This window comes from Lysinibacillus sp. FJAT-14222 (genome assembly GCF_001278875.1).
Lineage (GTDB): Bacteria > Bacillota > Bacilli > Bacillales_A > Planococcaceae > Lysinibacillus > Lysinibacillus agricola.
Window position 1 is genome coordinate 203,008 of sequence record NZ_LIYL01000021.1, and the last position, 25,099, is coordinate 228,106.

General features: G+C 35.5%; 28 protein-coding genes and 1 riboswitch. Of the genes, 18 read left to right on the forward strand and 10 right to left on the reverse strand.

The window, feature by feature from the left end; all coding sequences use genetic code 11:
- The first annotated feature begins 25 nt into the window (after positions 1-25).
- The 5 genes from AN161_RS10535 (at position 26) to AN161_RS10555 (ending at position 4,257) form a co-directional block, all read left to right on the forward strand.
- A complete protein-coding gene (locus tag AN161_RS10535; protein WP_053594304.1) occupies positions 26-1,672 on the forward strand; it encodes a glycerol-3-phosphate dehydrogenase/oxidase in 1,647 nt (548 codons plus the stop codon).
- A 3-nt stretch (positions 1,673-1,675) separates the two neighbouring features.
- Positions 1,676-2,593 (forward strand): alpha/beta fold hydrolase, encoded by a 918-nt coding sequence (locus AN161_RS10540; RefSeq protein WP_053594305.1) that lies wholly within the window; start codon positions 1,676-1,678, stop codon positions 2,591-2,593.
- Positions 2,580-3,485, forward strand: coding sequence for a tRNA (adenosine(37)-N6)-dimethylallyltransferase MiaA (gene miaA, locus AN161_RS10545; protein WP_053594306.1), 906 nt, complete (start codon positions 2,580-2,582; stop codon positions 3,483-3,485). Before AN161_RS10540 ends, miaA begins: the two co-directional genes overlap by 14 nt.
- A gap of 139 nt (positions 3,486-3,624) precedes the next feature.
- A complete protein-coding gene (gene hfq, locus AN161_RS10550; protein WP_053594307.1) occupies positions 3,625-3,855 on the forward strand; it encodes an RNA chaperone Hfq in 231 nt (76 codons plus the stop codon).
- A 99-nt stretch (positions 3,856-3,954) separates the two neighbouring features.
- Positions 3,955-4,257 carry a rhodanese-like domain-containing protein gene (locus AN161_RS10555; protein ID WP_053594308.1) on the forward strand — a complete coding sequence of 101 codons (303 nt, stop codon included), beginning with the start codon at positions 3,955-3,957 and terminating at the stop codon, positions 4,255-4,257.
- Positions 4,258-4,311: 54 nt separating this feature from the next.
- On the opposite strand, the gene AN161_RS10560 is transcribed toward AN161_RS10555, so the two are convergent.
- The gene (locus AN161_RS10560) at positions 4,312-4,707 is read right to left on the reverse strand and encodes a hypothetical protein (RefSeq protein ID WP_053594309.1); all 396 of its coding nucleotides are present in this window, start codon (positions 4,705-4,707) and stop codon (positions 4,312-4,314) included.
- A gap of 329 nt (positions 4,708-5,036) precedes the next feature.
- Between AN161_RS10560 and AN161_RS10565 the strand changes: the two genes are divergently transcribed.
- Entirely contained in the window at positions 5,037-5,906 is an 870-nt protein-coding gene (locus AN161_RS10565; RefSeq protein ID WP_053594310.1) for a DMT family transporter, read from the forward strand.
- Between the two features lie 661 nt (positions 5,907-6,567).
- Here AN161_RS10565 and AN161_RS10570 read toward each other — a convergent pair.
- Entirely contained in the window at positions 6,568-7,170 is a 603-nt protein-coding gene (locus AN161_RS10570; protein ID WP_075807218.1) for a response regulator transcription factor, read from the reverse strand.
- A gap of 792 nt (positions 7,171-7,962) precedes the next feature.
- A complete protein-coding gene (locus AN161_RS10575; protein WP_053594311.1) occupies positions 7,963-8,190 on the reverse strand; it encodes a hypothetical protein in 228 nt (75 codons plus the stop codon).
- Positions 8,191-8,411: 221 nt separating this feature from the next.
- Between AN161_RS10575 and AN161_RS10580 the strand changes: the two genes are divergently transcribed.
- From AN161_RS10580 to cobT, 3 genes are all read left to right on the forward strand, one after another.
- A complete protein-coding gene (locus AN161_RS10580) occupies positions 8,412-9,218 on the forward strand; it encodes a hypothetical protein (protein ID WP_053594312.1) in 807 nt (268 codons plus the stop codon).
- A 31-nt stretch (positions 9,219-9,249) separates the two neighbouring features.
- Positions 9,250-9,993: a hypothetical protein gene (locus tag AN161_RS10585; protein WP_053594313.1), complete on the forward strand. Its 744-nt coding sequence runs from the start codon at positions 9,250-9,252 to the stop codon at positions 9,991-9,993.
- Between the two features lie 147 nt (positions 9,994-10,140).
- Positions 10,141-10,318, forward strand: a riboswitch (cobalamin riboswitch).
- Between the two features lie 112 nt (positions 10,319-10,430).
- A complete protein-coding gene (gene cobT / locus AN161_RS10590; RefSeq protein WP_053594314.1) occupies positions 10,431-11,486 on the forward strand; it encodes a nicotinate-nucleotide--dimethylbenzimidazole phosphoribosyltransferase in 1,056 nt (351 codons plus the stop codon).
- 158 nt (positions 11,487-11,644) lie between these two features.
- Here the strand turns inward: cobT and AN161_RS10595 are convergent, their stop codons facing one another.
- Complete coding sequence (locus AN161_RS10595; RefSeq protein ID WP_053594315.1) at positions 11,645-12,250, reverse strand: trimeric intracellular cation channel family protein; 606 nt, start codon at positions 12,248-12,250, stop codon at positions 11,645-11,647.
- Between the two features lie 274 nt (positions 12,251-12,524).
- Here AN161_RS10595 and AN161_RS10600 point away from each other — a divergent pair, with 274 nt between their 5' ends.
- The 4 genes from AN161_RS10600 to glnA all read left to right on the forward strand — a co-directional run bounded on the left by AN161_RS10600 (position 12,525) and on the right by glnA (position 15,972).
- Entirely contained in the window at positions 12,525-13,775 is a 1,251-nt protein-coding gene (locus tag AN161_RS10600) for a methionine gamma-lyase family protein (protein WP_053594316.1), read from the forward strand.
- A 128-nt stretch (positions 13,776-13,903) separates the two neighbouring features.
- Positions 13,904-14,053 (forward strand): hypothetical protein, encoded by a 150-nt coding sequence (locus AN161_RS29595; RefSeq protein WP_158003008.1) that lies wholly within the window; start codon positions 13,904-13,906, stop codon positions 14,051-14,053.
- Positions 14,054-14,181: 128 nt separating this feature from the next.
- A complete protein-coding gene (locus tag AN161_RS10605; protein WP_053594317.1) occupies positions 14,182-14,556 on the forward strand; it encodes a MerR family transcriptional regulator in 375 nt (124 codons plus the stop codon).
- A gap of 81 nt (positions 14,557-14,637) precedes the next feature.
- Complete coding sequence (gene glnA, locus AN161_RS10610) at positions 14,638-15,972, forward strand: type I glutamate--ammonia ligase (RefSeq protein WP_053594318.1); 1,335 nt, start codon at positions 14,638-14,640, stop codon at positions 15,970-15,972.
- A gap of 175 nt (positions 15,973-16,147) precedes the next feature.
- Here glnA and AN161_RS27505 read toward each other — a convergent pair whose 3' ends face one another.
- Positions 16,148-16,534 (reverse strand): spore coat protein, encoded by a 387-nt coding sequence (locus AN161_RS27505; protein ID WP_241774541.1) that lies wholly within the window; start codon positions 16,532-16,534, stop codon positions 16,148-16,150.
- Between the two features lie 1,075 nt (positions 16,535-17,609).
- On the opposite strand from AN161_RS27505, the gene AN161_RS10615 reads away from it, so the two are divergent.
- The 3 genes from AN161_RS10615 to AN161_RS10620 all read left to right on the forward strand — a co-directional run bounded on the left by AN161_RS10615 (position 17,610) and on the right by AN161_RS10620 (position 19,934).
- A complete protein-coding gene (locus tag AN161_RS10615; RefSeq protein ID WP_053594319.1) occupies positions 17,610-18,965 on the forward strand; it encodes a YjiH family protein in 1,356 nt (451 codons plus the stop codon).
- 68 nt (positions 18,966-19,033) lie between these two features.
- Positions 19,034-19,282, forward strand: coding sequence for a hypothetical protein (locus tag AN161_RS28755; RefSeq protein ID WP_143114719.1), 249 nt, complete (start codon positions 19,034-19,036; stop codon positions 19,280-19,282).
- 94 nt (positions 19,283-19,376) lie between these two features.
- Positions 19,377-19,934 carry a hypothetical protein gene (locus AN161_RS10620; RefSeq protein WP_053594320.1) on the forward strand — a complete coding sequence of 186 codons (558 nt, stop codon included), beginning with the start codon at positions 19,377-19,379 and terminating at the stop codon, positions 19,932-19,934.
- A 102-nt stretch (positions 19,935-20,036) separates the two neighbouring features.
- On the opposite strand, the gene AN161_RS10625 is transcribed toward AN161_RS10620, so the two are convergent.
- The 3 genes from AN161_RS10625 to AN161_RS10635 are packed head-to-tail and all read right to left on the reverse strand — an operon-like array spanning position 20,037 to position 21,943.
- Positions 20,037-20,717, reverse strand: coding sequence for a hypothetical protein (locus tag AN161_RS10625; RefSeq protein WP_053594321.1), 681 nt, complete (start codon positions 20,715-20,717; stop codon positions 20,037-20,039).
- Positions 20,714-21,580 carry an ABC transporter ATP-binding protein gene (locus tag AN161_RS10630; protein WP_053594322.1) on the reverse strand — a complete coding sequence of 289 codons (867 nt, stop codon included), beginning with the start codon at positions 21,578-21,580 and terminating at the stop codon, positions 20,714-20,716. Before AN161_RS10630 ends, AN161_RS10625 begins: the two co-directional genes overlap by 4 nt.
- Before the next feature lie 3 nt (positions 21,581-21,583).
- A complete protein-coding gene (locus AN161_RS10635) occupies positions 21,584-21,943 on the reverse strand; it encodes a GntR family transcriptional regulator (RefSeq protein WP_053594323.1) in 360 nt (119 codons plus the stop codon).
- Between the two features lie 808 nt (positions 21,944-22,751).
- Here AN161_RS10635 and AN161_RS10640 point away from each other — a divergent pair.
- Together AN161_RS10640 and AN161_RS10645 are read left to right on the forward strand one after the other, a co-directional pair.
- Positions 22,752-23,231, forward strand: a complete 480-nt coding sequence (locus AN161_RS10640) for an RNA polymerase sigma factor (protein WP_053594324.1) — start codon at positions 22,752-22,754, stop codon at positions 23,229-23,231.
- A 2-nt stretch (positions 23,232-23,233) separates the two neighbouring features.
- Positions 23,234-23,926 (forward strand): zf-HC2 domain-containing protein, encoded by a 693-nt coding sequence (locus tag AN161_RS10645; RefSeq protein ID WP_053594325.1) that lies wholly within the window; start codon positions 23,234-23,236, stop codon positions 23,924-23,926.
- A gap of 48 nt (positions 23,927-23,974) precedes the next feature.
- Here the strand turns inward: AN161_RS10645 and AN161_RS10650 are convergent, their stop codons facing one another.
- Positions 23,975-24,721 carry an acyltransferase gene (locus tag AN161_RS10650; RefSeq protein ID WP_075807219.1) on the reverse strand — a complete coding sequence of 249 codons (747 nt, stop codon included), beginning with the start codon at positions 24,719-24,721 and terminating at the stop codon, positions 23,975-23,977.
- A 32-nt stretch (positions 24,722-24,753) separates the two neighbouring features.
- Positions 24,754-24,879 (reverse strand): hypothetical protein, encoded by a 126-nt coding sequence (locus AN161_RS31005; protein WP_277815935.1) that lies wholly within the window; start codon positions 24,877-24,879, stop codon positions 24,754-24,756.
- Between the last annotated feature and the right edge of the window lie 220 nt (positions 24,880-25,099).

Sequence of the window (25,099 nt, forward strand, 5' to 3'; positions counted from 1 at the left end):
TTTATAGCAAATGGGGGAGAAAGATATGTTTTCATTTGAGCATCGTCCTAAAATTATGCATTTTTTAGAGCAATATAGCTTTGACGTATTAGTCATTGGTGGTGGCATCACTGGTGCTGGCATTGCGCTTGATGCTGCATCTAGAGGGTTATCAGTCGCTTTGATTGAGATGCAGGATTTTTCTGCTGGCACATCAAGCCGTTCAACAAAACTTATCCATGGTGGACTTCGCTATTTAAAGCAATTTGAAGTAGGTGTAGTAGCTGAGGTTGGGCGTGAGCGTGAAATTGTTTATGACAATGCTGTTCACGTGACAACACCTGAAAAAATGCTACTCCCATTATATAAGAAGGGCTCACTTGGTCCATTTACAACGTCATTGGCATTGAAGGTATATGATCGATTAGCAGGTGTGAAAAAGCATGAACGTAGAACAATGCTGAACGCTCAGGAAGCGGCAGCACTAGAGCCTTTACTTAATCGAGATGAGCTTGTCGGTGGTGGCTATTATGTTGAATATCGTACGGATGATGCCCGTCTGACAATTGAAGTGCTGAAAAAAGCTGTGGAATATGGGGCGCTTTGTCTAAATTATGCAGAGATGGCAGGGTTTTTATATGAGAAGAAAAAACTTGTTGGGGTACAAGTGAAGGATCATGTGACAGGGAAAACAATCGAAGTGCAAGCTGCTCAAATCGTCAATGCTACTGGGCCTTGGGTGGATGAGGTTCGTCAAAAGGATAAAGTAGCAGACAAAAAGCAATTACGCCTCACAAAAGGGGTTCACATTGTCCTTGATCAAAAGGATTTTCCACTAAGGCAGGCAGTGTACTTTGATATAATGGATGGACGTATGGCCTTTGCTATTCCACGTGATGGCAAAACCTATGTAGGGACAACAGATACGGTTTACGAGGGAGATCCTGTACATCCTGTAGCTACCCAAGAGGACGTTGATTATTTAATTGCAGCTGCAAAAACTATTTTTCCAACAGCAAATATTTCAAGAGAAACGATTGAATCGTCGTGGGCAGGTGTGCGTCCACTTATTTTTGAAAAAGGAAAGGATCCATCCGAAATTTCACGAAAAGATGAAATATGGATGGCACCAAGTGGACTAATAACAATTGCAGGTGGCAAACTAACGGACTACCGTCAAATGGCAGAAACTATCGTTGATAAAATTGTGAAAATGCATAAATTTAAGCATGCAAGTCCATGTGTGACGCGTGAGTTATCGCTTTCAGGAGCAAAAGGCATTAACGCCATCAATTTCACTGATTATAGTGCTTATAAAGCAAGAGAGGGCGTTCAATATGGCCTGAATTATGATGAAGCAAAACAGCTCGTACAAAAATATGGCACGAATGTTGATGCATTATATAACCAGGTGAAATATTTGCATGAACATGGAAGTACGATGCCCCTTGCCTTACATGCAATGCTACTTTATGGCATAGAAGCAGAAATGGTGTACACTCCAAGTGATTTCTTTATTCGCCGTACAGGCTTATTATACTTTGATATTGATGCGGTAAAACGTTATAAACAGCAGGTCATTCAAGTTATGCAGCAACATTTTCACTATACAGAATCACAAAGAAATACGTATATCGCTCAACTAGAGCAAGCTATTTTAGATGCTACAAATTTTGTGGAGGGAGGAGTGTAAGGGATGGAACGTTATATTGAAATGTCAGACGGCCATTTTGTGTTTACTCGAACATTCGAGCCGTCGAATCCATGTATTGGTCATATTCATATTTTGCATGGAATGGCGGAGCATAGTGGACGTTATACAAAATTTGCTCGTACACTAAATGAAGCTGGCTATGCAGTGACAATGCATGATCATCGAGGACATGGAGAAACGGCAGCCTATAATGGCACTCTAGGTTTTTTTGCTGAACAAAATGGGTTTGACCGTGTCGTAGAAGATGCACATGAGTTAGTAACATTGTTGCATGCACAATTCGCAGATGTACCTTTAATTTTATTTGGTCATAGTATGGGATCGTTCATTACTAGAAGATATATTCAATTGTATAGTAATCAAGTGGATTATGTGATTCTTTGTGGAACAGGAAACGTTACAGCATTGCATAAGATGGGGAATTTAGTAGCAAAAACATTAGCAAAGCAGCTTGGAAAAGAGACGGAGAGCAAGTTGTTAAATACGTTGAGCTTTGGTAGCTTTAATAAGCAGTTTCCAAATTCGAAGACTTCGTATGATTGGCTATGTTCAGTAGAGGATGAGGTTCAAAAATATATAGATGATCCGTATTGCGGCTTTATCCCAACAAATCAATTTTTTGTGGATTTAACAACTGGTTTTATGTCGTTAAATCGTAAAAAAGAGATAGCAAAAATAAAGAAAGACTTACCTATACTGTTGATAAGTGGTAGCAAGGATCCGGTCGGAGAACAAGGACAAGGCGTATACGCTGTTGCAGAACAATTTGTAGCAGCGGACTTACAGGATGTGACGGTCTACTTAATTGAGGATAAGCGACATGAAATCTTGAACGAGGATAATCAAGAGGCAGTCTATCAAGTTTTATTACGGTGGTTAGAAAAATATGATACAAGATAAAATACAACAGGCAGAGGTCGTAGCAATTGTTGGGCCTACTGCTTCTGGTAAAACGGCACTAAGCATTGAGTTAGCGAAAAAATATAATGGTGAAATTATTAACGGTGACTCCATGCAAATCTATCAAGGGTTAGACATTGGTACAGCGAAAATTACTGAGGAAGAGATGGAGGGTGTGCCACATCATTTACTGAGCTTTAAAGAGCCAACGGAGCCTTTCTCAGTAGCTGACTATCAAAAATTAGTGCGAGCTAAAATTGCGGAAATTCAAGCTCATGGCAAGCTACCGATTATTGTAGGAGGCTCAGGCTTATATGTGCAGGCAGTGCTCTATGATTTTCAATTTACAGAGGAGCAGGTAGATGAGGTGGTACGAAAAGCCTATTATGAGGAACTGGAGAAATTAGGTCCAGAAGCAATGCATGCTAAGCTTAAAAAACTTGATCCACAAACAGCAGAGACAATTCATCCAAATAATACGCGCCGTGTCATACGTGCGTTAGAGATGATTGAACTTAGTGGCGTTTCAAAGGCATCCGAAGCACACAATCGTGGAGAAGTTCCACTTTACAACCATGTGATTTTAGGGCTTGGGCAAAATATGTCACGTGAAGAGCTCTATGATCGTATTAATCTTCGTGTCGATTTAATGATGGAAAAAGGGCTTTTGGAAGAAGTAAAGGGTTTATGGCAGCAAAATATTCGAGGTGTGCAGTCGATCCAAGCAATTGGCTATAAGGAATTATATGATTACCTAGATGGAAAATGTTCTTTAGAAGAGGCCATTGACAGTTTAAAACAAAATTCTCGCCGCTATGCGAAAAGACAGCTAACATATTTCCGGAACAAAATGGATGTACATTTTCTTAATACTGACGAAAAACTTTTTTAATCCAAGGTGAAATCAACCACACGTTATGATGATGATCCTAAATGAAGAAAAATTTCTAAAAATTACTAATTGATAAATTGGTAGAACATGCTACTATAGGAATGAAGAGGTAGAAAGAGAGTATGGGGAGGCATCTTTAATGAAATCAATTAACTTGCAAGATACGTTCTTGAACCATCTACGTAAAAACAGTGTTTTTGTAACTGTGTTTCTGTTAAACGGATTTCAGTTAAAAGGGACTGTGAAATCCTATGATAATTTTACAGTGTTATTAGTAGATGCTGAAAACAAGCAGCATCTTATCTACAAACACGCTATTTCTACATTTGTTCCAGCAAAGCAAGTCGATTTTTTAGAGAAAGAAGAATAGAAACATTATATTTAAACAGTTAGTGTTCACGACACTAGCTGTTTTTTTGCCTTCGGGCTATAATGGAAAAGGAAATTGACATATTGGAGGACTACACTTATGAAATCTATGGATACAACAGAAATAGTAGAACTATTAGATGCAAACGAAGACCTATACATTATTGATGTTCGTGAAGATGATGAGGTGGCACAAGGCGTGATTCCAGGTGCTCAACATATTGCACTTGGGACAATCCCTGAGCGCTTAGGTGAATTAGATGCTTCTAAACCATACATTATCGTTTGCAAGGCTGGCGGTCGTTCAGCAAATGCTTGTGCATACTTAGAAGCTCAAGGCTTTGACGTAACAAACCTTGAAGGCGGCATGCTTGCTTATGATGGAGAATTAGAATTTAAGTAATGACATACTTAAAAAAGAAAGAGCCTTTCAATATTTGCTCTTTCTTTTTTGTGCTTATTTTTTTAGTGAGTCTATGATAAGGCTAAAATTTTTTTCGAAATTATTGTATGGGTTATCATTTTTTAGCCCGCGAAACTTTAAATTATAACTGGCAAAGTTTAAACCAGCACCGTAAACTTGTAATGCGCCATTCGCAAGATCACCTTTCTGAAGAAGTTGAATACCTTCCTTTAAGAAGTTTTCGCTCTCATCGAAGTGACATTCAGTAATGTTTTTATCGCCACTGTGGAATAACTTTAGATTTTCAATGATTTTATTCGCTGTATCTTCACTTATTGAAGCGTCTATATTGATTAATATTTGGTTTATCGGTTTTACTAGCTGAGCATATAGGCTATCATAATTTTCACATGTTTCAGCAATTGCATTTCGTAGCTCTTTTGTGTCCATCGTTTCTTCACCTACCTTTTTAATTTTGTCCTACCTTACATTGTATTAACTCCAAAACTTATCTAGCATGCCAGTTTTCAATAATTTTTATCGTTTCTGGTACTTATCAAAAGATAGCATCTAGCATTAATATTCTTACGCATGAATATTCAGAAATATGTTATAATTGAATCCGTTAAGGAGGGATTAGTATGTATCGAACAATAGCACCCCCAACAATGTCTTTACAGTAGAATCTGCTGTTTAGGCATTCATTAAAAGCTTGCTAATTCTCAATAGATTCTACTGTATATCGTTGACTATATACATGTAGAAAGTAGGAATTAGAAATGAGCGGAAAATTATCTTTTATTTTATCAATGATTATTTTTGGAGCTGTCGGTGTTTTTGCAAAATATATTAAGTTGCCTTCAAGTGAAATTGCCTTTTGGATGAGTCTCATTGGCTCTTGTTTTTTACTTGTGATTTTCTTTTATAAAAAAGAAAGGTTTACGAAAATATCTATTTTGCAAAACAAATGGCCATTGGTACTTTCGAGCTTAGCCTTGTGCGGGAATTGGATTTTTCTTTTCCAAGCGTATAAGGAGACGACCATCGCAAATGCTGCTCTAAGCTATTACTTTGCTCCAGTACTAGTGATTTGTTTGTCACCTATAATTTTGAAAGAGAAAATATTAGTAAGAAAAGTTTTTTATATTTGCGTGGCTCTAGTAGGACTATTTTTTATCGTTCAAAGCCAAACTACTGAAACGAGCGAACATTATATCGGTATTGTATATGGGCTCATTGCAGCTTGTTTCTATACAATAGTAACATTCACAAATAAGTATATTCGTGGATTAAAAGAGCCTGATAATACGATTATTCAGCTTGCTTTAGCAGCTTTATTCCTTGCACTTTATCTTTTGGGGACCAATGGATTTCAAGTCATGCAAATCGATATAAAGTCAATTAGCTTACTTATAGCATTGGGCATTGTCCATGCTGGAATCGGCTTCTATTTGTTCTTTTTCGGGATGCGTCATCTAAAAGGGCAAAGTATAGCTATATTAAGCTATATTGATCCACTGACATCATTAGTTATTTCGACAATGATTATAGGAGAAAAAATGACGACCCTACAAATAATAGGCGCTATTCTTTTGCTCGGTGCAACATGTCTGAGTGAAATGGATAAAACAAAGCATATATCACAGTAGTAACAAACAAGAAGCTCCTGAAAGTATTTGTGCATAGCAGAAGTTGCACTTTGCCTTTCAACTATACTCTTAGTTGACTTAGTTGTGGCAAGAATTGTAGCAGCGACTTGAATCGGAGCTTGTGGAACTGGTATAGGAACAGTTTTTCAGCTTGTATTGGTGGGGTTTTTCTGCTAGGTGGATATAATATGGACCACGTTATTGCTTGTTTTAAAAAATAGCCACTGTATTCTTAAATAAGTAAATTGAATCATGTATTTTGATAAAAACAAGAAGCCTTCGAAAGGCTTCTTGTTTTTTTCTTACTTTTTTTGTGAATAGATATACTATAAAAAATATTTAAAGAGATAAGTAGACAAATGAATTAAAATAGCACCTATAGTAAGAACAGATATTACCTTTATCAAGTCTTTTTTTATTCTTTTTTCAAGATAACGCCACCTATAACACTTAATTGTAGTTAACTTAAAAAGTACATTATATGATATGTTCTACAAATTTATACTAACATCTATTTCGAAATATTCGCACTATTGTGCAAGGATGAGTGCTTTTTACTACGTTTAGTGTAAACATTACTACTAGTTAATTATTAGCAGCGTGAATTAGTCTTTCGTTAGATGAAAAAATACAGTTAATATACTTAATATACACAAGTATGCTATTTAATACTTAACAACCCTCGCTTAATAGCTGTCACGACAGCACCTACTCGAGATTCTACGTCTAATTTCCTAATGATTGATGAGATATGGTATTCAACTGTTCTTATGCTTATCATCATTTCCTTACTAATTTCAATATTGGTTTTATCTTCTGCTATTCTTTTTAATACTTCAGACTCTTTTTGTGTAAGCATTTTATCTATCTGATTTTTTTCAACTTTAGGAAACATTTTGTCACCTAAGTATACTTGTCTAATAGTAAAGATTAATTCTTGGAATGGTTTTTCTTCTGATATAAAAGCGCTAGCTCCTGCATTATAGGAAGCTTGGATATATTCTGTATATTCATGCTTCGATAATATAACAACTCGTAAATTAGGAATATTTTTTAATAGTTTAGTTAAATCGATTTTGTTAGATAATTCCATTCGGAAATTCATTATTACAATATCCGGAGAGTTAGTGATTATTTCATGTTGTAAATACTCAGGATTAGAAAGAGCCCCTATCACGCAAATATTTGGTTCTTTGTTTAATCTGTGTTTTAAGCATTCTAGTACTAATTGACGATTATCGACAAGTAGTAGTTTAATATTCAAGATATTCACTCCTTGGTTATATATCAATCTCCATCTCCAAAAAAGGTCTATTATTGTCATTAAATGATGAGAGAAAAACTAAAGATTCAGTTTGAATAATATACCCTTTAAATGTTTTTCAAAACTTTTAATCACCAATAACTGAGGTAATTCTGCATTATTATGTGAAATATATATGAAGTTAGAATAATTGCGGGAAATACGGGTGTTTTAAAAGTTCTATTTGTTATATTCATATATAAGAATTCGGAAAAAAACGAAAATTAAAAAATAAAATAACCTGTGTCTTAATATTCAAGATGTGTTTCTTTAAGTGAATCTCAATTAATAGCAAGAAATTAATCTTTAAACAAATCTATTAGTACCTAGTAAAACACGTTGTATAACCCAATATAACGGCGTGATTACTATATAAAACTAAATAAGTAGTAAGGTGGTGTATGATATGCAAATTATTGAATTAAATGAAGGCTTGCGCTTATTTGATGTTCCTTCAACTGCAGAAGATATATGGTGTTGCTGTTGTTATTTCTGTACTTCTACAGGATGATTTGTAAAAAATAAAACACTTATTTACATATTTTGAGAGTGCAACAATTGTTCAAAGACTTTTCAAAATGAGAGGAGGAAAATAAGCGTTTTATTACTATTGAAAAATCATTATTTTTATTTTGTTACACAAAGGATTTTAGCCTCTTTTGTTAATGTATGAAGAAGTTAGCAAGGTTCAAAACCAAGTTAAAGGAGACAAAAAAAGATGATTAATAGATTATTATTAGTTTCATTTTCATTTCAGATACTTTTTTTTCTTCTTTTTTTTAGTACCTTACTATCAAAAATACCAGAGCCATTCATGTCAGTTATTATCCTATTAATTGCTTCTATGGGTTTAATAGTTGCTATAATTTCTGTAATTAAAGGACAAACCTCAAGGTTAGCTCCCGTAGTACTGGGAATATCGTTTTTGATATTTATAATGTTTGTATTTGCAATGCTTTTATCAGGAATGTAAATGGTCAATCCTAAATTTCCTAGCGGGAATGTTATTATATAGGGCTAGAAAAGGGATTCATCCTAATATATACTACTTTTTTGGAGAAGGTTCTAAGGGCGAGCCTTCGAGGACCTATTTGTATTTCAGATTCCCTTTAATTTTTGGATTTTTATAAAAGTAGTTGACCACTTATATTAAAATAAATTTTTGAAAAACTATACCAATTAAAATTAAGGAGAGATTAAGAATGAAGGTTAGAAAAAGGTTTAAAACTGGTATTGTAGCAGCTTTATCGACACTATTTATTTTTTCGGGAGTACTAAATGCTAGTATAGTTAATGCGACAGAGCCAGCAGCTGCTATTCAGGACGGAAATGTTCAGGGGAAAGCAGGAATAGTTATGAAGATTGATCTTACTGAAGAAGATAAAAAGCTATTGGGAGATGAAGATGAATTTCTTAAAGAAGTAGAAAAAGAGGGATGGAAAAAAACTGAAAATGGTTATGAGAAATTTTATCCTGCCAAAAACGGCTCATTAACTATTAATGAACAAGAGGTTGAATTGACTGCTAATGGTACATTCGCAATAAATGAAGATGATGCTAATTTGGATATTCAATTTAAGGCTAATGGGCAAGAAATTAAAACAAATGTTAAAAATGATAAGAACAAATCTCAATCTATAGATCTAGTAAAGACTATCAATTTCAAAGACTTCGCAAAGTCAATGGATGGTGAAATGACTAGTACAGAAAATGGCAAAAGCAGCCGATCAGAGGTGGGCCAAAAACACTCTCCAGGAGATCGTGTTCACTGTAACCGATTCAACGGTAGTGTTTCTAATCATAGATACTATAATCACTGGGATCCAAGGGCATGGAAAAACTTTGTAGGAAGTGATTGTGACTATGCTTTCTTATCTTATGACTGTCAAAATGATTACACAAGTAATACAAATTGTCGTGGTCTTCAATCAGCTTATAACTACAAAAATTGTTCATGGGCTTTATATCATTCTAACAGATATCACTACTATGGCAAATCAGGACACTGAAACTATTATTGTTCTGGGGAGATAGATTAGTATGAAGAAATTTTTATCTTTATTTCTATTCACAGTTTTTTTATTTTTAAATGCCTGTAGCACTACACATACAAACCAAGTATCAAGTATTGCTGAAGAGCTTAACAATATCGAAACCAATCATATTTATAAGAATGGAGTACTAACAACTAAATTATCAGTTCCAGAAAACCTAAGAAATGAAGAAAACTTCAGTATTATAATGGATTTAAAAATGCAAAATATGGATCATAATATTAAAGATATAAACCTATCAAAAGAACAAAACTATTATGCTGCCAAAATTGAATTACCAATGGAAGGTATTTGGAATATAAATTATCAGTATGTTTTAGATGAAAATACTAAAATTGATTCCTTTACTGAAGTTTTTGGTAAAGTCAGTGAAGAACAAATAGATGATGTGACCCTTAATATTACAACAGATCCCGAGGTTATTCAGCCAGATAAAGAAGGAATTCTAAACATTACACTTCATGATAAACAAAACAATATTATTCAAGATTCAAAAGTAAGTTTACAATTTGATTTACTGGAAAGGGATATTCATTTTACGGAGGATTTAAAAAGCGAAAATGGAGTTCATCAATTTAAAGGTAAATTTGAAGCAGGAATTTGGAATGTTACTATACATGCCTTTGCAGAGGGAAATGAGCATTTAATGGAAACTGTTATTTTACCAATTGGTACAGAAGCTGTAAAAGAAGTAGAGAGAGAATCATTAAAAAAGGGGCATCAACATTAATATATTTTCGTGGCGATGTTATGAATAGGAGTAACGAAGAAAGCTCAATTTCTTATTTTTAGTTTTTAACACTAGTGTTACGCAAAAAGTTCTGAATTTTCCATTTAAAATGTTGACACAAAAACCACTTTGACGTAAATTTAAAATAATTGCATAAAAGCATTAGGTGCCCATTGCGGGAGAATAGGGAATAAAGTGAAAAGCTTTAGCGGTCCCACCACTGTAAAAGGGAGTTTCATAGAGAATGCCACTAGCATCGTTCTGGGAAGGTTCTATGAAATGTTGAAATTCAGCCAGGAGACCTGCCTATCTGCTTCGGTTATATAGACGATGGAAAAGTCTGTAGTTTATTTGTTATGGAATAAACTACAGGCTTTTTATTTTTTCTCTAAATCATTCTTCGAGTAACAAGGGCAAAAAAGAAAGGGGAAATTTTCATGCAATTATTACAACAAACGATTCAAAACATTCAAAGTGCCGACCACAAAATGATGGAGGAAGCAAGAGAACGCATAGATGCACTTTGCAAGCCGCCTAGTAGCTTAGGGAAGCTGGAGACTCTAGCTGTGCAACTATCCGGTATTACAGGCGAACTATTTCCTACGATAGATAATAAGGCAATTATTGTCTGTGCAGCAGATCATGGTGTTTGTGATGAAGGAGTAACATCAAATATACAAAATGTGACGGTCTTTCAAACGTTAAATTTCCCTAGAGGAGGAACTGGTGTCTGTGCTATCGCAAAAATCACAGATGCAAAAGTTGTTACAGTAGACGTTGGCGTAAAAGAGGATATTCCACTTGATGCTGGTGTCATCATAAAAAAAATAAAATATGGAACGGACAATATGGCAAAAGGTCCTGCTATGTCAAGGGAAGAAGCCATTCAATCTATTGAAGTAGGAATTGAAGTAGCTACAGAAGAAATAAAAAAAGGGGCGAATGTACTCGGGACAGGAGAAATGGGGATTGGTAATACGACGCCAAGTGCTGCAATATTATCGGTTCTTTGCGAGTGTCATCCAATTGAAGTGACGGGATTCGGTGCAGGTGTTGGACCAGGAGGGATTGCGCATAAAGTAGAGGTCATTCACAATGCCATTGTATTAAACAAACCAAATCGCGATGATGCTATTGATATTCTTGCAAAAGTTGGAGGGTTAGAAATAGGCGCTATGGCTGGGGTAATACTTGCAGCTGCTGCAAATCGCAAACCTGTAGTGATTGATGGCTTTATTTCTACTATTGCTGCTCTTATTGCATACGAACTCGAACCAAAAGTAAAAGACTATATCATTCCTTCTCATGCCTCCGAAGAACCAGGTGCTAAAATTGCTGCCGAATTGCTAGGAGTTGAACCGATGCTACATATGAATATGCGATTGGGCGAGGGATCTGGCGCAGCTTTAGCGTTTCCTATTTTGGACGCAGCTTGCTCCATGATGAAAAACATGGCTACATTAGAGGAATCTATGCAGCTGTTAGAGAAGTAATCATATGAGTTTTCAATTAAAGAAATACTAGTGCCTTCACATATTCTCGACAAGCACAAAGTTTACTGAGGATTTAGGAGAAACACATATTCTAAAAAAACAAGCCCAAATAACAGCTATTTGGGCTTGTTGTTATGCAGCGGTATAAGGAAACTTATCTATGCTCGATTCAACTTCCGCAACGGTAAACGCCATTTCTTTATATATGAAAGTATTCTTAGTGCTGTGATCACACCAAATAATACATATAAAAAGATATCCCCTGACAATAATTCAAGTCCAATGATCAGTCCTGCTAGTGCTGCCCAAACGCCATAGACTTCATCACGAAGAACTAATGGTTTACGTCTAGCTAATAAATCACGAACAATTCCACCACCTGATCCTGTTAAAACTGCAGCTACAATAACGGCACTAATAGGCATGTCGAGCTTCACAGCATAAAGGGCACCTTGAATCGCAAATGCCGATAATCCAATAGCATCAGTGAAGTTGCCCCAACGATGCCAATGTTGAATGAGTCGATGTGGAAATAAGAAAAAAATTGTGATGGCTGCAATGGCAATTTGGAACATCATATCTTGCCCCCACAGTGTAGTTACAGGTAAACCTATTAGTAGATTTCGTATAGCTCCACCACCGAAAGCGGTTACGATACCGAGTATATAGACGCCGAATAAATCGTATTCTTCCTCCATTGCAATTATTGCCCCGGAAATAGCGAAGGCAATTGTTCCAATGATACTAAAAACCTCCCAAGCCAACCCTTTCACCCCTTATGTGAATAAATCATTTCATGTTGTTGTAGATTACATACTAGAAAACTTTAAGTTACCTTTTTGTATCTAGAAGTTTTTGCCAAGAAAAGCATCGACTTATGATTTGGAATTATCAGATATCAAATATCTCATTATAGCAGAAATAAATAGATTAAGTCCGTAATTTGGCTTAGTGCCTAATGCAATTAGCAAGTTTTGCAGGCAAGCTCACAAATTGTTAAGATAAGATTTGAACAAATGTGAAATGGAGAAGAATATAATGACTTTTACAACCAATTTAACGGAAGAAACATTAGCATTAGCTGCTAAAATAGAAGAAAAGGTACGCCCTTTTCATGCCAAGGTAGAAGATATGGCGTTCTTCAATCAACAAAAAGTGCTTGCAGCGTTCCGAAAGCATCAAGTAAGTGACTATCATCTGCACCCGTCTAATGGTTATGGCTATGATGATGAAGGGCGTGACAATCTAGAACGAGTTTATGCAGAGGTCTTTGGAGCGGAGGCTGCCATTGTACGTCCGCAAATTATTTCTGGTACACATGCAATCACACTTAGCTTATTCGGAGTGCTTCGTCCTGGTGATGAATTACTTTATATTTCAGGTCAGCCGTATGATACATTGCAATCAATAGTTGATGGTGGCGATAAGGATACTGGCTCATTAAAAGATTATAAAATCGGTTATAGCCATGTGGATTTAATCGATAATCAAGAGATTGATTGGGAAGGTGTTGCAGCTGCAATTACACCAAACACAAAAATGATTGCTATCCAACGTTCGAAGGGCTATGCAATACGCCCATCCTTTACCATTTCACAAATTGCAGACATGTGTGCAAAAATCCGTGAATTAGCACCAGCTGCTGTTATTTTCGTTGATAATTGCTACGGTGAATTTGTGGAGGCACAGGAACCGACAGAGGTTGGGGCTGATTTAATGGCAGGCTCACTCATTAAAAATCCTGGTGGAGGCTTAGCGAAAATTGGTGGTTATATTGCGGGTCGTGCAGATTTAGTAGAGAAATGTGCTTATCGTATGACTTCACCAGGTATTGGTGCTGAAGCAGGAGCAACATTAAATACGCTCGGTGATTTCTATCAAGGATTTTTCCTTGCGCCACATGTTGTATCTCAAGCATTAAAAGGTGCCATTTTCACAGCTGCTATGCTAGGGGAAATAGGCATGAATACATCGCCAAGGTATGATGCGAATCGTACGGATTTAATTCAATCGGTTTCTTTCCAAACGGCGGAACAAATGATTGCTTTTTGCCGTGAAATTCAAGCGAACTCACCAATTAATGCGCATTATGCACCAGAGCCAGCGTATATGCCTGGCTATGAGGATGATGTCATCATGGCAGCTGGAACATTCATTCAAGGTTCCAGTATTGAGCTGACAGCAGACGGTCCTATCCGTCCGCCATTTACAGCATTTATTCAAGGTGGGTTAACATACGAGCATGTGAAATTTGCTATTTGTAGTGCCGTTCAAACGATAAAAAAATAGGTAGTTAAAAACTATTCAAAACTTCCATTTTGAATAGTTTTTTACTTATGGACAAAAAATTGAAGATAACATTTGTTGAAACGTATGCCATTTATATAAGTTGATTGGAGAGGAGGCTTGACGACTCCTTGGGGATTAGCGTCTCATTGGACGTCCCCCAGGAAGCTCTGCTCTGCGCGAAAGCGAAGCGTCAGCGGCAAATGTTTTATCTGTGCGAAAGCGTAGCGGCAGCAACAAAGCGCCAAGTCGGAACGGAAATCAACCCCACGTTAGGATAATAAGCTTAGTTTTTTACAATTTTTCATCATTTCCAAAAATATTTCAATCCGTGTAAGGAAACCTCACATGAGTGGTTGACAGTGTAAATTTTTCGTTATATTATTAGCAGGTATTGGAGGGGACTTAAATGAGTCGTGAAATTAGACGAACTATGCCGTTATTATCCATGAATATCGTGATGCAATTGACCGAGCTTTCGGCACGCCAGATTCGTTATTATGAAGAACACCATTTAATTGAGCCGCACCGAACAGAAGGCAACCGTCGAATGTTTTCATTAAATGACGTCGATATATTGCTGGAAATTAAAGATTACTTGGAACAGGGTATGAACATGGCGAAAATTAAAAAGCTGTTCGCCAAAAAGAATGAACTTGTTACAACAGAGGACTCAGATTTAAGTGACTCAGAATTACGTCGCATCATGCGTGAGGAAATGCGTCAAGCACAACGCATGCAAAAATCATCCATCCGTCGTGGGGATTTATCTCGATTCTATTAATAAAAGGCAACATCGTTTATTACTTTTAACTAGAATAGAGTAATGATAAAAGCTAGACAATTTATAGGAGTGTGGAAAACTGTGGGTAAATACACAAAAGAAGACATTAAAAGTCTAATTGAGGAAAAAAACGTAAGCTTTATACGTTTACAATTTACGGATATTCTTGGCACAATCAAAAACGTTGAAATTCCTGTAAGCCAATTAGACAAAGCTCTAGAAAACAAAATGATGTTTGATGGCTCATCCATTGAAGGTTTCGTACGTATTGAAGAATCAGATATGTATTTATATCCTGACTTAGATTCTTTCGTAGTGTTCCCTTGGACTTCTGAAAAAGGGAAAGTAGCACGTTTTATCTGTGATGTATACACTGCTAAAGGCGAGCCATTTGCTGGTGACCCACGAAACAACTTAAAACGTATCCTTAAGAAAATGGAAGATATGGGATTCTCAAGCTTCAATTTAGGACCTGAGCCAGAGTTCTTCTTATTCAAATTAGATGCAAAAGGTGAACCTACATTAGAAGTAAACGACCACGGTGGTTACTTCGACTTAGCACCGACTGATCTTGGCGAAAACTGCCGTCGTGATATCGTATTAGAGCTAGAAGAAATGGGCTTCGAAATTGAAGCATCTCACCATGAGGTAGCTCCTGGACAACACGAAATCGACTTTAAATATGCAAACGCAGTCTCGGCTTGTGACAACATCCAAACGTTCAAATTAGTTGTTAAAACAATTGCTCGTAAACACGGCCTACATGCTACATTCATGCCGAAGCCATTATTCGGGGAAGCTGGCTCTGGTATGCACTTCAACGTTTCATTATTTAAAGGTAAAGAGAATGCATTCTACGATGAATCTACTGAACTAGGTCTTTCAGAAACAGCAATGCAATTCATGGCAGGTGTCCTTGCTCACGTTCAAGGCTTCACAGCTGTGACAAATCCAACAGTTAACTCTTATAAACGTCTTGTACCTGGTTATGAAGCACCATGTTATGTAGCATGGTCAGCTCAAAATCGTTCACCACTTATCCGTATCCCATCAGCACGTGGTCTTTCAACTCGTGTAGAGGTACGTTCAGTGGACCCATCTGCAAACCCTTATTTAGCAATGGCTGTTATTTTAGAAGCAGGTCTTGAAGGCATTCGCCAAAAATTAACACCACCAGCTGCCATTAACCGTAACATCTACGTGATGTCTGAAGAAGAGCGTAAAGCGAATGGTATCGAAAACTTACCACCAGCACTTGACGATGCTTTGGCATTACTTGCTAAGGACAAAGTATCTCAAGAAGCTTTAGGTGAGCATATCTACGCAAACTTTAAAGAGGCAAAAGAAATCGAGTTTGACATGTACCGTACAACAGTACACCAATGGGAACGCGATCAATATTTAAAAATGTACTAAAGATATTAACCGAGTGCCTAGTAAAGGTGCTCGGTTTTTCTATTTAAAATAAAGAACTTGATAGTAAATACCATAACGAGAAATGATAGAGATTAGGCATTTTTCACAATAGAGTGCTTTTGAAAATCAATATAAAGAAGCGATGAGGCATAATTTAACCTCATCGCATATTTCATTAATATCCCATATGATGATGGTACGGCATATGGTGATGATGATGACCCATGTCATGGTGATGGTGTCCCATGTGATGGTGATGGTGTCTCATATGATGCGGCATATGGCAAGGCTCAGGTGGCATTTCACAAAGTGTATGGGTCTCGCAACATTCATCCACTACAGCCTCAGTACAAGGGAAATGATACTGATGATCAATCATATGCTTATTAACTGTTGTTACATGTGTTGGCTGTACATGTGGTACAACTGTATGGATGTAATTAGTGCGTACATATTCCTCTGGTGGACAACAATGTGGTGGCTCAAATTGAGTTGGGCCCATTTGTGGTGGACAACAATGTGGACCTGCATGATGATGATGATGGCGCATATGTCTATGCATGGTAAAACCTCCTGTTTTGATAAGTTGTGGTTCATAATTAACATATGAGATGGAAGACAGTATGGTCTATTTGTATGCCTATTAAGGGCTGGTTAAATCTCTTAGGCAATCAAAATAGGTTGATTTAGAAGAGTTTCATACCAATTTTAATGACGTGAACTATCATCGAAAGGAGAAGAGATGTAATGCATGTCAAAATTTAATGGATTTATAACCATTTCTATAATTTTTTTATGGTTGGGTAGTTTATTATAGTTTGACAGTGCACAATATGTAAGGGAGAACGTACTGAAAGAAAGACATTTGAATTAATCATTTAGAAGAAATGGGCTAAATTCAAAAGTAGTAGATGGTACACATAAAAGATTAGCTAAAGAATAATTGAGTTTTGTTAAATTGTTTTTGTTAAAAAGAAGAAGTTCGGATTTATGAGATGAGGAATTATTACAATAAAAAATTATTTTGAACTGTATAAAAATCCGGTTTTTTGTTAGGTTTAATCGAATATATTGTAGGTTTTACAATGGTTTTGCAACATGAAAATGTTATAAAATCATGAATAAAGATGGTATTATTCTAAGTTAAACCGATTACTTCATTGTCATCAATCGATTGCAGACAATTCCGAAAATGGATATGGTACTAAATTTCTCTATATTGTTGAGAGTAGTACCGTTATAATGGAATTGATGATACAGAGTTTCAAAACTAAGTGGAAAATATGGGAATAACGACAGTAGCATTAATGAATACTATATTTAAGAAAAGTATAGGGTGAATTTACGATACAAATTTTTTACACTATGATGAAACTCTTCTATTTGTGAAATTGAATGATCGATTAAAATGCTTGAAATGGAGCATTAGGTGAAGTATGGCTTAATGTATTGGATGTTAATAATAAAAAAGTAGTACTTGGGCATTCCTTGGTTACTTTTTAGAGGAATGTTTTTTTATTTTATCCGTATTCCATTTTTATGAAAAATGATATACATATCTTGGCGGTTTAACAGTACATAACTAACAAGCCTGATGTATACAACTTCGATAAAACTAAGAAATGAGGCTTTTAATTATGAAAAAATACCCTACTTCTTCATACTTTTTCTTCATAATCCCCTCTCTTATTGGTGTCCTATTATTCATGACACCGGTCTTAACGGAAGAAGGATGGAAAGTTCCAATTGCTATTTTAGCAAATTTATTAGCAGGTGTTATTGCTCCTGTTATTAGTTATATTACTATTATTATGTTTGCGATTTCGGCAATTGGTTCACTCATTGCCAAATTCATTCCTCGAAATAATACAAAGAAACCTAGTATTTTAGATACATTATTTTATGTAAATTGGTTTTGGACAATTGTACGAGTAATCGGTTTAGTATTTGCATCAATGGTTGTGTTTGATTTTGGACCATCAGCAATTAACAATGAAAATACTGGTGGATTATTAATGAACCCAGACGATGGTTTGGTAACATTTTTGTTTACGATTTTCTTATTCGCAGGTCTACTATTACCGTTTTTAACAAACTTTGGCTTGCTTGAATTTTTCGGAACGATGATGGTGAAAATCATGCGTCCTCTCTTTAGAAGTCCTGGTCGTTCATCGATTGACGCACTTACATCGTGGGTTGGTGATGGAACAATTGGTGTTCTAATGACGAGTAAGCAATATGAAATGGGGAACTACACGAAAAAAGAGTCCGCTATTATTGCAACGAGCTTCTCAGTTGTATCCATCACTTTCTGCATCGTAGTACTAGATACAGTGGACTTGTCACGCTATTTCATTCCATATTATTTAACGGTTGTACTTTGCGGTCTTGTGTTAGCGATAATTATGCCACGAATTTATCCGCTTGCTAATAAGGAAGATACTTATATCGATGGTACTCCATTAGATTTATCGCGTGAGGAATTACCAAAAGGCTATAATTCTGTGTCACATGGCTTAAAAAATGCTTTAGCCGTTGCACATGCAAATCGAGATCCACGTCAATTTTTAAAAGACGGGTCCAGAAATGTTGTGGACTTATGGATTGGCGTAGCACCAATCGTTATGGCATTTGGTACTATTGCTTTGATGCTTGCCGAATTCACTAGTGTTTTCACAGTTTTAGGGAAGCCATTCGAGCCTATATTAACAGTGCTTGGTTTACCAGAAGCAGCTGAAGCAGCACAAACAATGGTTGTTGGTTTTGCCGATATGTTCCTTCCGTCCATTTTAGGAGCAGGAATCGAAGCTGAAACTACACGATTTGTGATTGCTGTCGTTTCTGTTACACAACTTATCTATATGTCTGAAGTCGGTGGACTAATTTTAGGTACAAAAATTCCGCTGAAGTTTTTTGATTTAGTTGTTATTTTCTTATTACGTACAATTATTTCACTACCAATCGCAGCATTAGTTGCACATTTAATCTTCTAGACTAATAAGGCAATTGTTCGTATTTACTAATACGGACAATTGCTTTTTCTTGTCAGGGAAGATTAACTGTGGGAGATGGGGAAAAACCCGCGCTTCAGGGGAAATACCCGCGCTTCAGAGGAGAATACCCGCGGAAGAAAGGGAAATACCCGCGCTTCAGAGGAGAATACCCGCGGAAGAAAGGGAAATACCCGCGCTTCAGGGGAGAATACCCGCGGAAGAAAGGGAAAATACCCGCGCGTCAGAGGAGAATAACTCGCGAAAGAAGGGTGAATACGTGTTGTTCCCTCCAAGGCCTTAAAATATTTATGATATAAAAAAACAATAAATAACAGTGAACATCATGTAACTTGCCACATAAATTCATTGAATTGGGAAAAACTACACTTAAAGTGATACTGAGGTGATAAAATGGACAGAATTTTTTCTCTCTGCTTAAGTTCCTGTTATTTATTGTTTTCTCAACCAAGTGATGCCTATATAAATGATTCGCTTACTCCTTATGAAGAAATTTATCCTGAAATAGGCTATAAAACGGTTGAAGCGGCTGCCTCCGATTTTGAACGGCACTTTCATCATGAACTAAAGCTACCACTTCGAGTACCTCCTATTAGTTTTACCCATCATTTTGGTCGGTTTAATGATCTTGATGGTGATATGAATGATTTTTTTGAAGTTACATTTATTAATAATCAACTTCCTGAGCATCATTATAAAATAACTGTTCGACCTATTCAGTTTAAGTTATCATCTAAAAAGGAATATATAGTAAAGACATTCGGCTTGAAAAACGGAACAACAGCAACCTATATGGAAATCTCAGGTTTCAATGTTCTTGCCTTTGAAAGAGGAGATTGGCAATATATGCTGTGGATTGATAACAGGGTTTCAAATAAGGTGACGCCTGAAGTGTTAGTCGATATCGCCAATTCCATTGACTATACAATGCAAGAGGATGATCGTGGTTAATTTTTCAACTTTCTCAATAAAAAAATGCCAAGACCTTTAATTTGGACTTGGCATCATTTTCTGATTAACGTAAAAGCGTACTGTCGAACCCCTCAAGTTGAATTATGCGGGATTTACAGAAGCATTTCGGATCGCCATCGTTAGGATAGAGTAGAGTAAAATACTAAAAACTAATAAACTACTTACTAGGGTAAAGGTAGACGTATTTGATAGTAGGTCAAACAAAGAAGAATACCACTTGAAAATGATTGTAACAATTGAAATTAAGGCGAGTAACCCTATAAAGCTGTAACCGCCAATAGTTCCTAAGCGATAAAAGACAACATTCAGCAAAAGGCCGGCTGTTAGGAAGAAGAGCAGTAAAACAGTATCAAATGCCATCGTTTGTAAAAATGATGGGGAATTATTAAAAAGTAAAATAGGATGAATAATGAATATGTTAGAAACGAAAGTAATTATTTTTTGTGTACAACCAATTATGAAGGCACCTACTAAGCTCCAACAGATGAAAAAGAGCCCCACATTGAACATAAATTGCAAGCGGCATAAACCAAGCCTTAAAAAATAGGACAAGGTTTTATTTAGTAACTTTGCTGCCATGACACTGGAAAAGATATAAACAGGTATAGAAATCATGATGGAAAAAGAATAAATATGCAGTTCAAAAAAAGTATCTATGAAAAGCGAAAATAGGACGATTGAAAATAAAATGCACCAAAAAGTTATAATTTGTTTTTTATAGCTTTGAAATAATACATACAAACTACCCTTTACTGTATTCATTTAATAGTCCTCGCTTTCTGCTGTTTACTTAAATACACCAACATATCTTGTAATGAAACACGTTCAAGCATAATATTCTGTCCTTCAATGGATTGACCATCAGTGAATACAATTGCAGTTAGCTCCTGCATAAACGTATGCTTATAAATACTCTTTAGACCACTAATTGCCTGCTCAACATCAGAAGGACTACCTTTTACTGCAACAATATGCTCATGCCATTCCTCCGCTGTTTTCTGAAACAGTAATTGTCCTTCGTGTAAAATAAGTATTTCCTCAAATAGCTCACTTGCTTCATCAATTAAATGTGTAGACAAAATAAAAAGTCTTGGATTGTCGGTTTGTTGTTCAATCAATAAATCATAAAATGTATTACGAGCAGCTACATCAAGTCCGATATAAGGCTCATCAAAGATCGTAATCCCTGCATTACTCGCAAAGCCTGTGATGATTCCTAACGCAGACACCATTCCTTTTGATAAACTGCGCACCTTTTCCTTTGGATTTAGAGCAAAAACTTCTAGTAGCTCCATTGCGAGATTCGCATCCCATTTCGGATAAAAGAAGCTATTCGCCTTTAACGTTTGTGCTATTGTCATCTCCTCTTGAAAGTTTCGACTCTCTGCCACAAAACAAATATCACGTAAAATTGCAGGTGCATTGAAAACATTTTCGCCATTTACGGAGATGCTCCCATTAGACGTAGCGATAAGTCCTGATAATAAATTTAAGAATGTTGTTTTGCCAGCGCCATTATGACCCAAAAATCCAATGATTTTAGGACCTTCGATTGAAAAATTGATATTTTTTAAAGCTTCCCTATGTTTATATGATTTACTAACATTTTTCGCTTCGATTATCATACGTTAACCCCTTTGTAACATATTTTGTAATTCTTCATCTGAAATACCTAATCTTATTGCCTCTTTCTTTAATGGCTCTATATGTTGCTGAAAGAAATTTTCCTTACGCTCTGCAATTAATATCTCGCGAGCATTAATACTAACAAACATGCCGACACCGCGTTTTTTATAAATTACACCTTTATCCACTAATTCGTTCACGCCCTTTCCAGCTGTTGCAGGATTAATTTGATATTCCTTTGCAAATTCATTTGTGGATGGAATGCGATCTTCGGGTTGCAGATGTCCATCTAAAATTCCATCCTCTATTCGTTCGCGTATTTGCTGGAAAATGGGCTTTTCATTGTTTAAAGAATGAATCACAATCCACCTCCTTGGTTATATGGTTAATTACTTATGTAACTAACCATATAACGTAAGGATATTTTTGTCAATACATTTGATAAGAAAAATTGTAGTTGTACAGAACAAATAAAGTTGGAACCGGAATAATAAATGGAACCGTACAAAAAAAGTTGGAATCTGTGAATAAGTATTATGCCACCTTATTTTCAGAATAAATCTAAAACTTGATGAACTATTATGGAAAAGAAGATGGACAGTACTACCACGGATACTGTGAAAGATTCCTAGTCTTATTGGTTTTGAAGAAACAAGTAGATAGCGGAAATTGAATTATCAAATATAGATAATTATATTTTCTATGTGAATCCTTATCGTGAGGAAGATAGAAGTAAGGGTACGGAAGATATTGAAAATCAACAATATGGAAGGGCTCGCCATCATGAACTTTCAAAAGGTGTAGCCTTTTAATTAAGATTGATAATTTATAACAAAGCTCGATAATTTTAAATAAAGATTGATTAAAATCATCTCCCATCTATAGGTTTAATTAGTTGAGAGATGGTTTTTGTGTTGGATATTTATGTTAATACTATCACTATAAAGTTTGTGAAGAAATGTACTTAAACTCCCATGAAAGAACGTAATAATCTTTCATTTTCTGTGGTGTAGCGCTGGTTTTTGCGCTACATGGATGGCTAACGGGGCAGTTTGCTTCAATAAGGACGATACGACCTAAAGGCAGACTTTCTATATGTCTGCCAATTTTTTATAATTTTTGTAACGAAACTCACTTTACTTAGTCTTAATTATGAAAGGAGGTAGAAATGTGACTGAGTTTGAGAGTATATACAATCAATATTTCCGAGATGTTCACTCGTTTGTATTATCATTAAGTCGCAATGAAAAGATAGCAGAAGAAATAACACAAGAAACTTTTTTTAAGGCTTTAAAAAGCATTGATAAATTCAAAGGCAATTGCAAAATCAATGTATGGCTTTGTCAAATAGCAAAAAATACATACTTTACCTATCTCGATAAACAAAAGCGATATGCTACAGACGATATACCAGAAGAAATAAGCGAGAATAGCATTGAATCAATGATAGTGAATAAAGAAGAAACCTTCCGTTTACATAAGGTCTTACATCGCTTAGAAGAGCCTTATAAAGAAGTTTTTACATTAAGAGTGTTTGGAGAACTGTCCTTTAAACAAATAAGTCAACTTTTTGAAAAAACGGAGAGTTGGGCAAGAGTAACATTTCACCGAGCTAAAGGTAAAATTCAAGATTTACTGAGGGAGGAATAGATATGAGTAATAAAGTGTCATGTGAAATCATTAAAGATATGCTTCCGTTGTATTATGACGATGTATGCAGTGATGAGAGCAAAAGGATGGTAGAAGAACACCTTGTTGGGTGTCATAATTGTAAAAACGAATTAGATAGATTAAATGCTGATTTTAAATTACCGAAAGAAGAAATCGAAACAATTAGAAATGATAGTAATGTTATAAAAAATATTTCTTCTTTTTGGAATCAGTCAAGAATTAAATCCTTTATGAAAGGGATAATTATTAGTGCATTATTGTTTTCGCTTATCATTTTGGGGTATTTTGGCTTGTTTAATTGGCAAATCATAAGCGTTTCAACTGATGAGGTAGAGATAAAGAATGTAAGCCAATTGGCAGACAGCAAAATTTTCTATTTTGCTGAGACAAATGATGGTTATAGTTTGGATAGGTTAAATTACGATATGGATAAGGAAGGTAACTTTTATATTACTCCTTTACGACCAATAATTAAGCAAGAAGCACAACCACATAACGGTTTGGAAAAAAGATATCATTTTATTGACATTAAGTACCAGGAAGAAGCTCGTGGTAAGGAGATAAAAAAGATTTATTATGGAACTCCAAAAGATAAAATTTTGATTTGGGAAAAGGGAATGGATTTACCAAAAGTAAGTGAAGAAATAGAAAATATGTATTATAATGGTAAATAATGTTAATATAAAATGTAAATAATTTTATTTAGGAGTGCAACTATGAAATTATATAGGATTTTTAGGCATTGTATTTATTAAGGTTGTAGGTATTTGTGCTGTATATGGAACTAAATATTCTTGGATAAGCCAATGAATCAAGAATATACCAAATGAATATTGACTTACTAAATTAATGATTTTTAGTTTCGGCGTAATTTGTCCACATGCTAAAATGCACAAAGTTATCGAAATGATAAGCAAAATCATATCTAATCGTCTTGATATGATTTCAGTAGCTCCCAAATTATAGTTTATAGCCAATATGCATGTTGAAAGAATAACGAAAACTAGCGTTGCGAATTTGTATTTAACAATATTTAAGGCAACCCATTTATAATGTGTACCGATTAAATAAGCAATTGTAAAATAAGGAAGCCAACCAATAAATAGTAAACGAACAAGATTATCATTTTCTATAAAGAAATCAACATTCAGCTTTACAAGAATCATATATAAAATAGCGAGTGTAAGTAAAATAGGAGTTAGCCAGACGCTTGATAGCTGACATTTTTTAATAATAAAGAACAGAATGTATAACTGAAAGATTGTCATGACAAACCATCCTGAAAAATCTCCTAAAACAATATGACGATAAAGCGCATTCCAAAAACTTTCATCATAATGAAGCGCTGCGTTTACTGCGTATAAAATACTAGCCGCCACAAATGGAATATAAACGAATTGAAACCGCCGGCGTAAAAATTTTTGGGGCAGCTCAGCTTGATAGCGTTTAGCTAAAATAATGATAGACAATAGAATGAAGGCTGGCGTCGCAAAACATAATACTAATCTAAAAATTGATAGTACGGATTGTCGATGTAGCCGTTAATAATTTCCATATTGGTTGTAACGTGTAATAACACGATAGATATGCAGGCAATTGCCCTCAAAACATTCCACTCATACACCATTTCAATCACCCACATTTACGTAAATTTGAAGGCATCAACTAGCAAGTTGTACCTAACTATTTATATGAGTAAAGTATTCGCAGTAAAACACATTGATATAGAGGGTTGAAAATTTTTAATAATTTAGAGAAGGTGCATATGTTTCCTATGGTATTCTTCTGTTGGAAGTATGACAATCTTTGATGGTATAAATGTCAGCATCGAGATGTACATTTTTGCT

What these genes read in the sequence shown, in the direction of transcription:
- AN161_RS10535 (WP_053594304.1), top strand. Translation starts at nt 26, where the DNA reads ATGTTTTCATTTGAGCATCGTCCTAAAATTATGCATTTTTTAGAGCAA.
- AN161_RS10540 (WP_053594305.1), top strand. Translation starts at nt 1,676, where the DNA reads ATGGAACGTTATATTGAAATGTCAGACGGCCATTTTGTGTTTACTCGA.
- miaA (WP_053594306.1), top strand. Translation starts at nt 2,580, where the DNA reads ATGATACAAGATAAAATACAACAGGCAGAGGTCGTAGCAATTGTTGGG.
- hfq (WP_053594307.1), top strand. Translation starts at nt 3,625, where the DNA reads ATGAAATCAATTAACTTGCAAGATACGTTCTTGAACCATCTACGTAAA.
- AN161_RS10555 (WP_053594308.1), top strand. Translation starts at nt 3,955, where the DNA reads ATGAAATCTATGGATACAACAGAAATAGTAGAACTATTAGATGCAAAC.
- AN161_RS10560 (WP_053594309.1), bottom strand. Translation starts at nt 4,707, where the DNA reads ATGGACACAAAAGAGCTACGAAATGCAATTGCTGAAACATGTGAAAAT.
- AN161_RS10565 (WP_053594310.1), top strand. Translation starts at nt 5,037, where the DNA reads ATGAGCGGAAAATTATCTTTTATTTTATCAATGATTATTTTTGGAGCT.
- AN161_RS10580 (WP_053594312.1), top strand. Translation starts at nt 8,412, where the DNA reads ATGAAGGTTAGAAAAAGGTTTAAAACTGGTATTGTAGCAGCTTTATCG.
- AN161_RS10585 (WP_053594313.1), top strand. Translation starts at nt 9,250, where the DNA reads ATGAAGAAATTTTTATCTTTATTTCTATTCACAGTTTTTTTATTTTTA.
- cobT (WP_053594314.1), top strand. Translation starts at nt 10,431, where the DNA reads ATGCAATTATTACAACAAACGATTCAAAACATTCAAAGTGCCGACCAC.
- AN161_RS10600 (WP_053594316.1), top strand. Translation starts at nt 12,525, where the DNA reads ATGACTTTTACAACCAATTTAACGGAAGAAACATTAGCATTAGCTGCT.
- AN161_RS10605 (WP_053594317.1), top strand. Translation starts at nt 14,182, where the DNA reads ATGAGTCGTGAAATTAGACGAACTATGCCGTTATTATCCATGAATATC.
- AN161_RS27505 (WP_241774541.1), bottom strand. Translation starts at nt 16,534, where the DNA reads ATGCATAGACATATGCGCCATCATCATCATCATGCAGGTCCACATTGT.
- AN161_RS10615 (WP_053594319.1), top strand. Translation starts at nt 17,610, where the DNA reads ATGAAAAAATACCCTACTTCTTCATACTTTTTCTTCATAATCCCCTCT.
- AN161_RS10620 (WP_053594320.1), top strand. Translation starts at nt 19,377, where the DNA reads ATGGACAGAATTTTTTCTCTCTGCTTAAGTTCCTGTTATTTATTGTTT.
- AN161_RS10625 (WP_053594321.1), bottom strand. Translation starts at nt 20,717, where the DNA reads ATGAATACAGTAAAGGGTAGTTTGTATGTATTATTTCAAAGCTATAAA.
- AN161_RS10630 (WP_053594322.1), bottom strand. Translation starts at nt 21,580, where the DNA reads ATGATAATCGAAGCGAAAAATGTTAGTAAATCATATAAACATAGGGAA.
- AN161_RS10645 (WP_053594325.1), top strand. Translation starts at nt 23,234, where the DNA reads ATGAGTAATAAAGTGTCATGTGAAATCATTAAAGATATGCTTCCGTTG.
- AN161_RS31005 (WP_277815935.1), bottom strand. Translation starts at nt 24,879, where the DNA reads ATGGTGTATGAGTGGAATGTTTTGAGGGCAATTGCCTGCATATCTATC.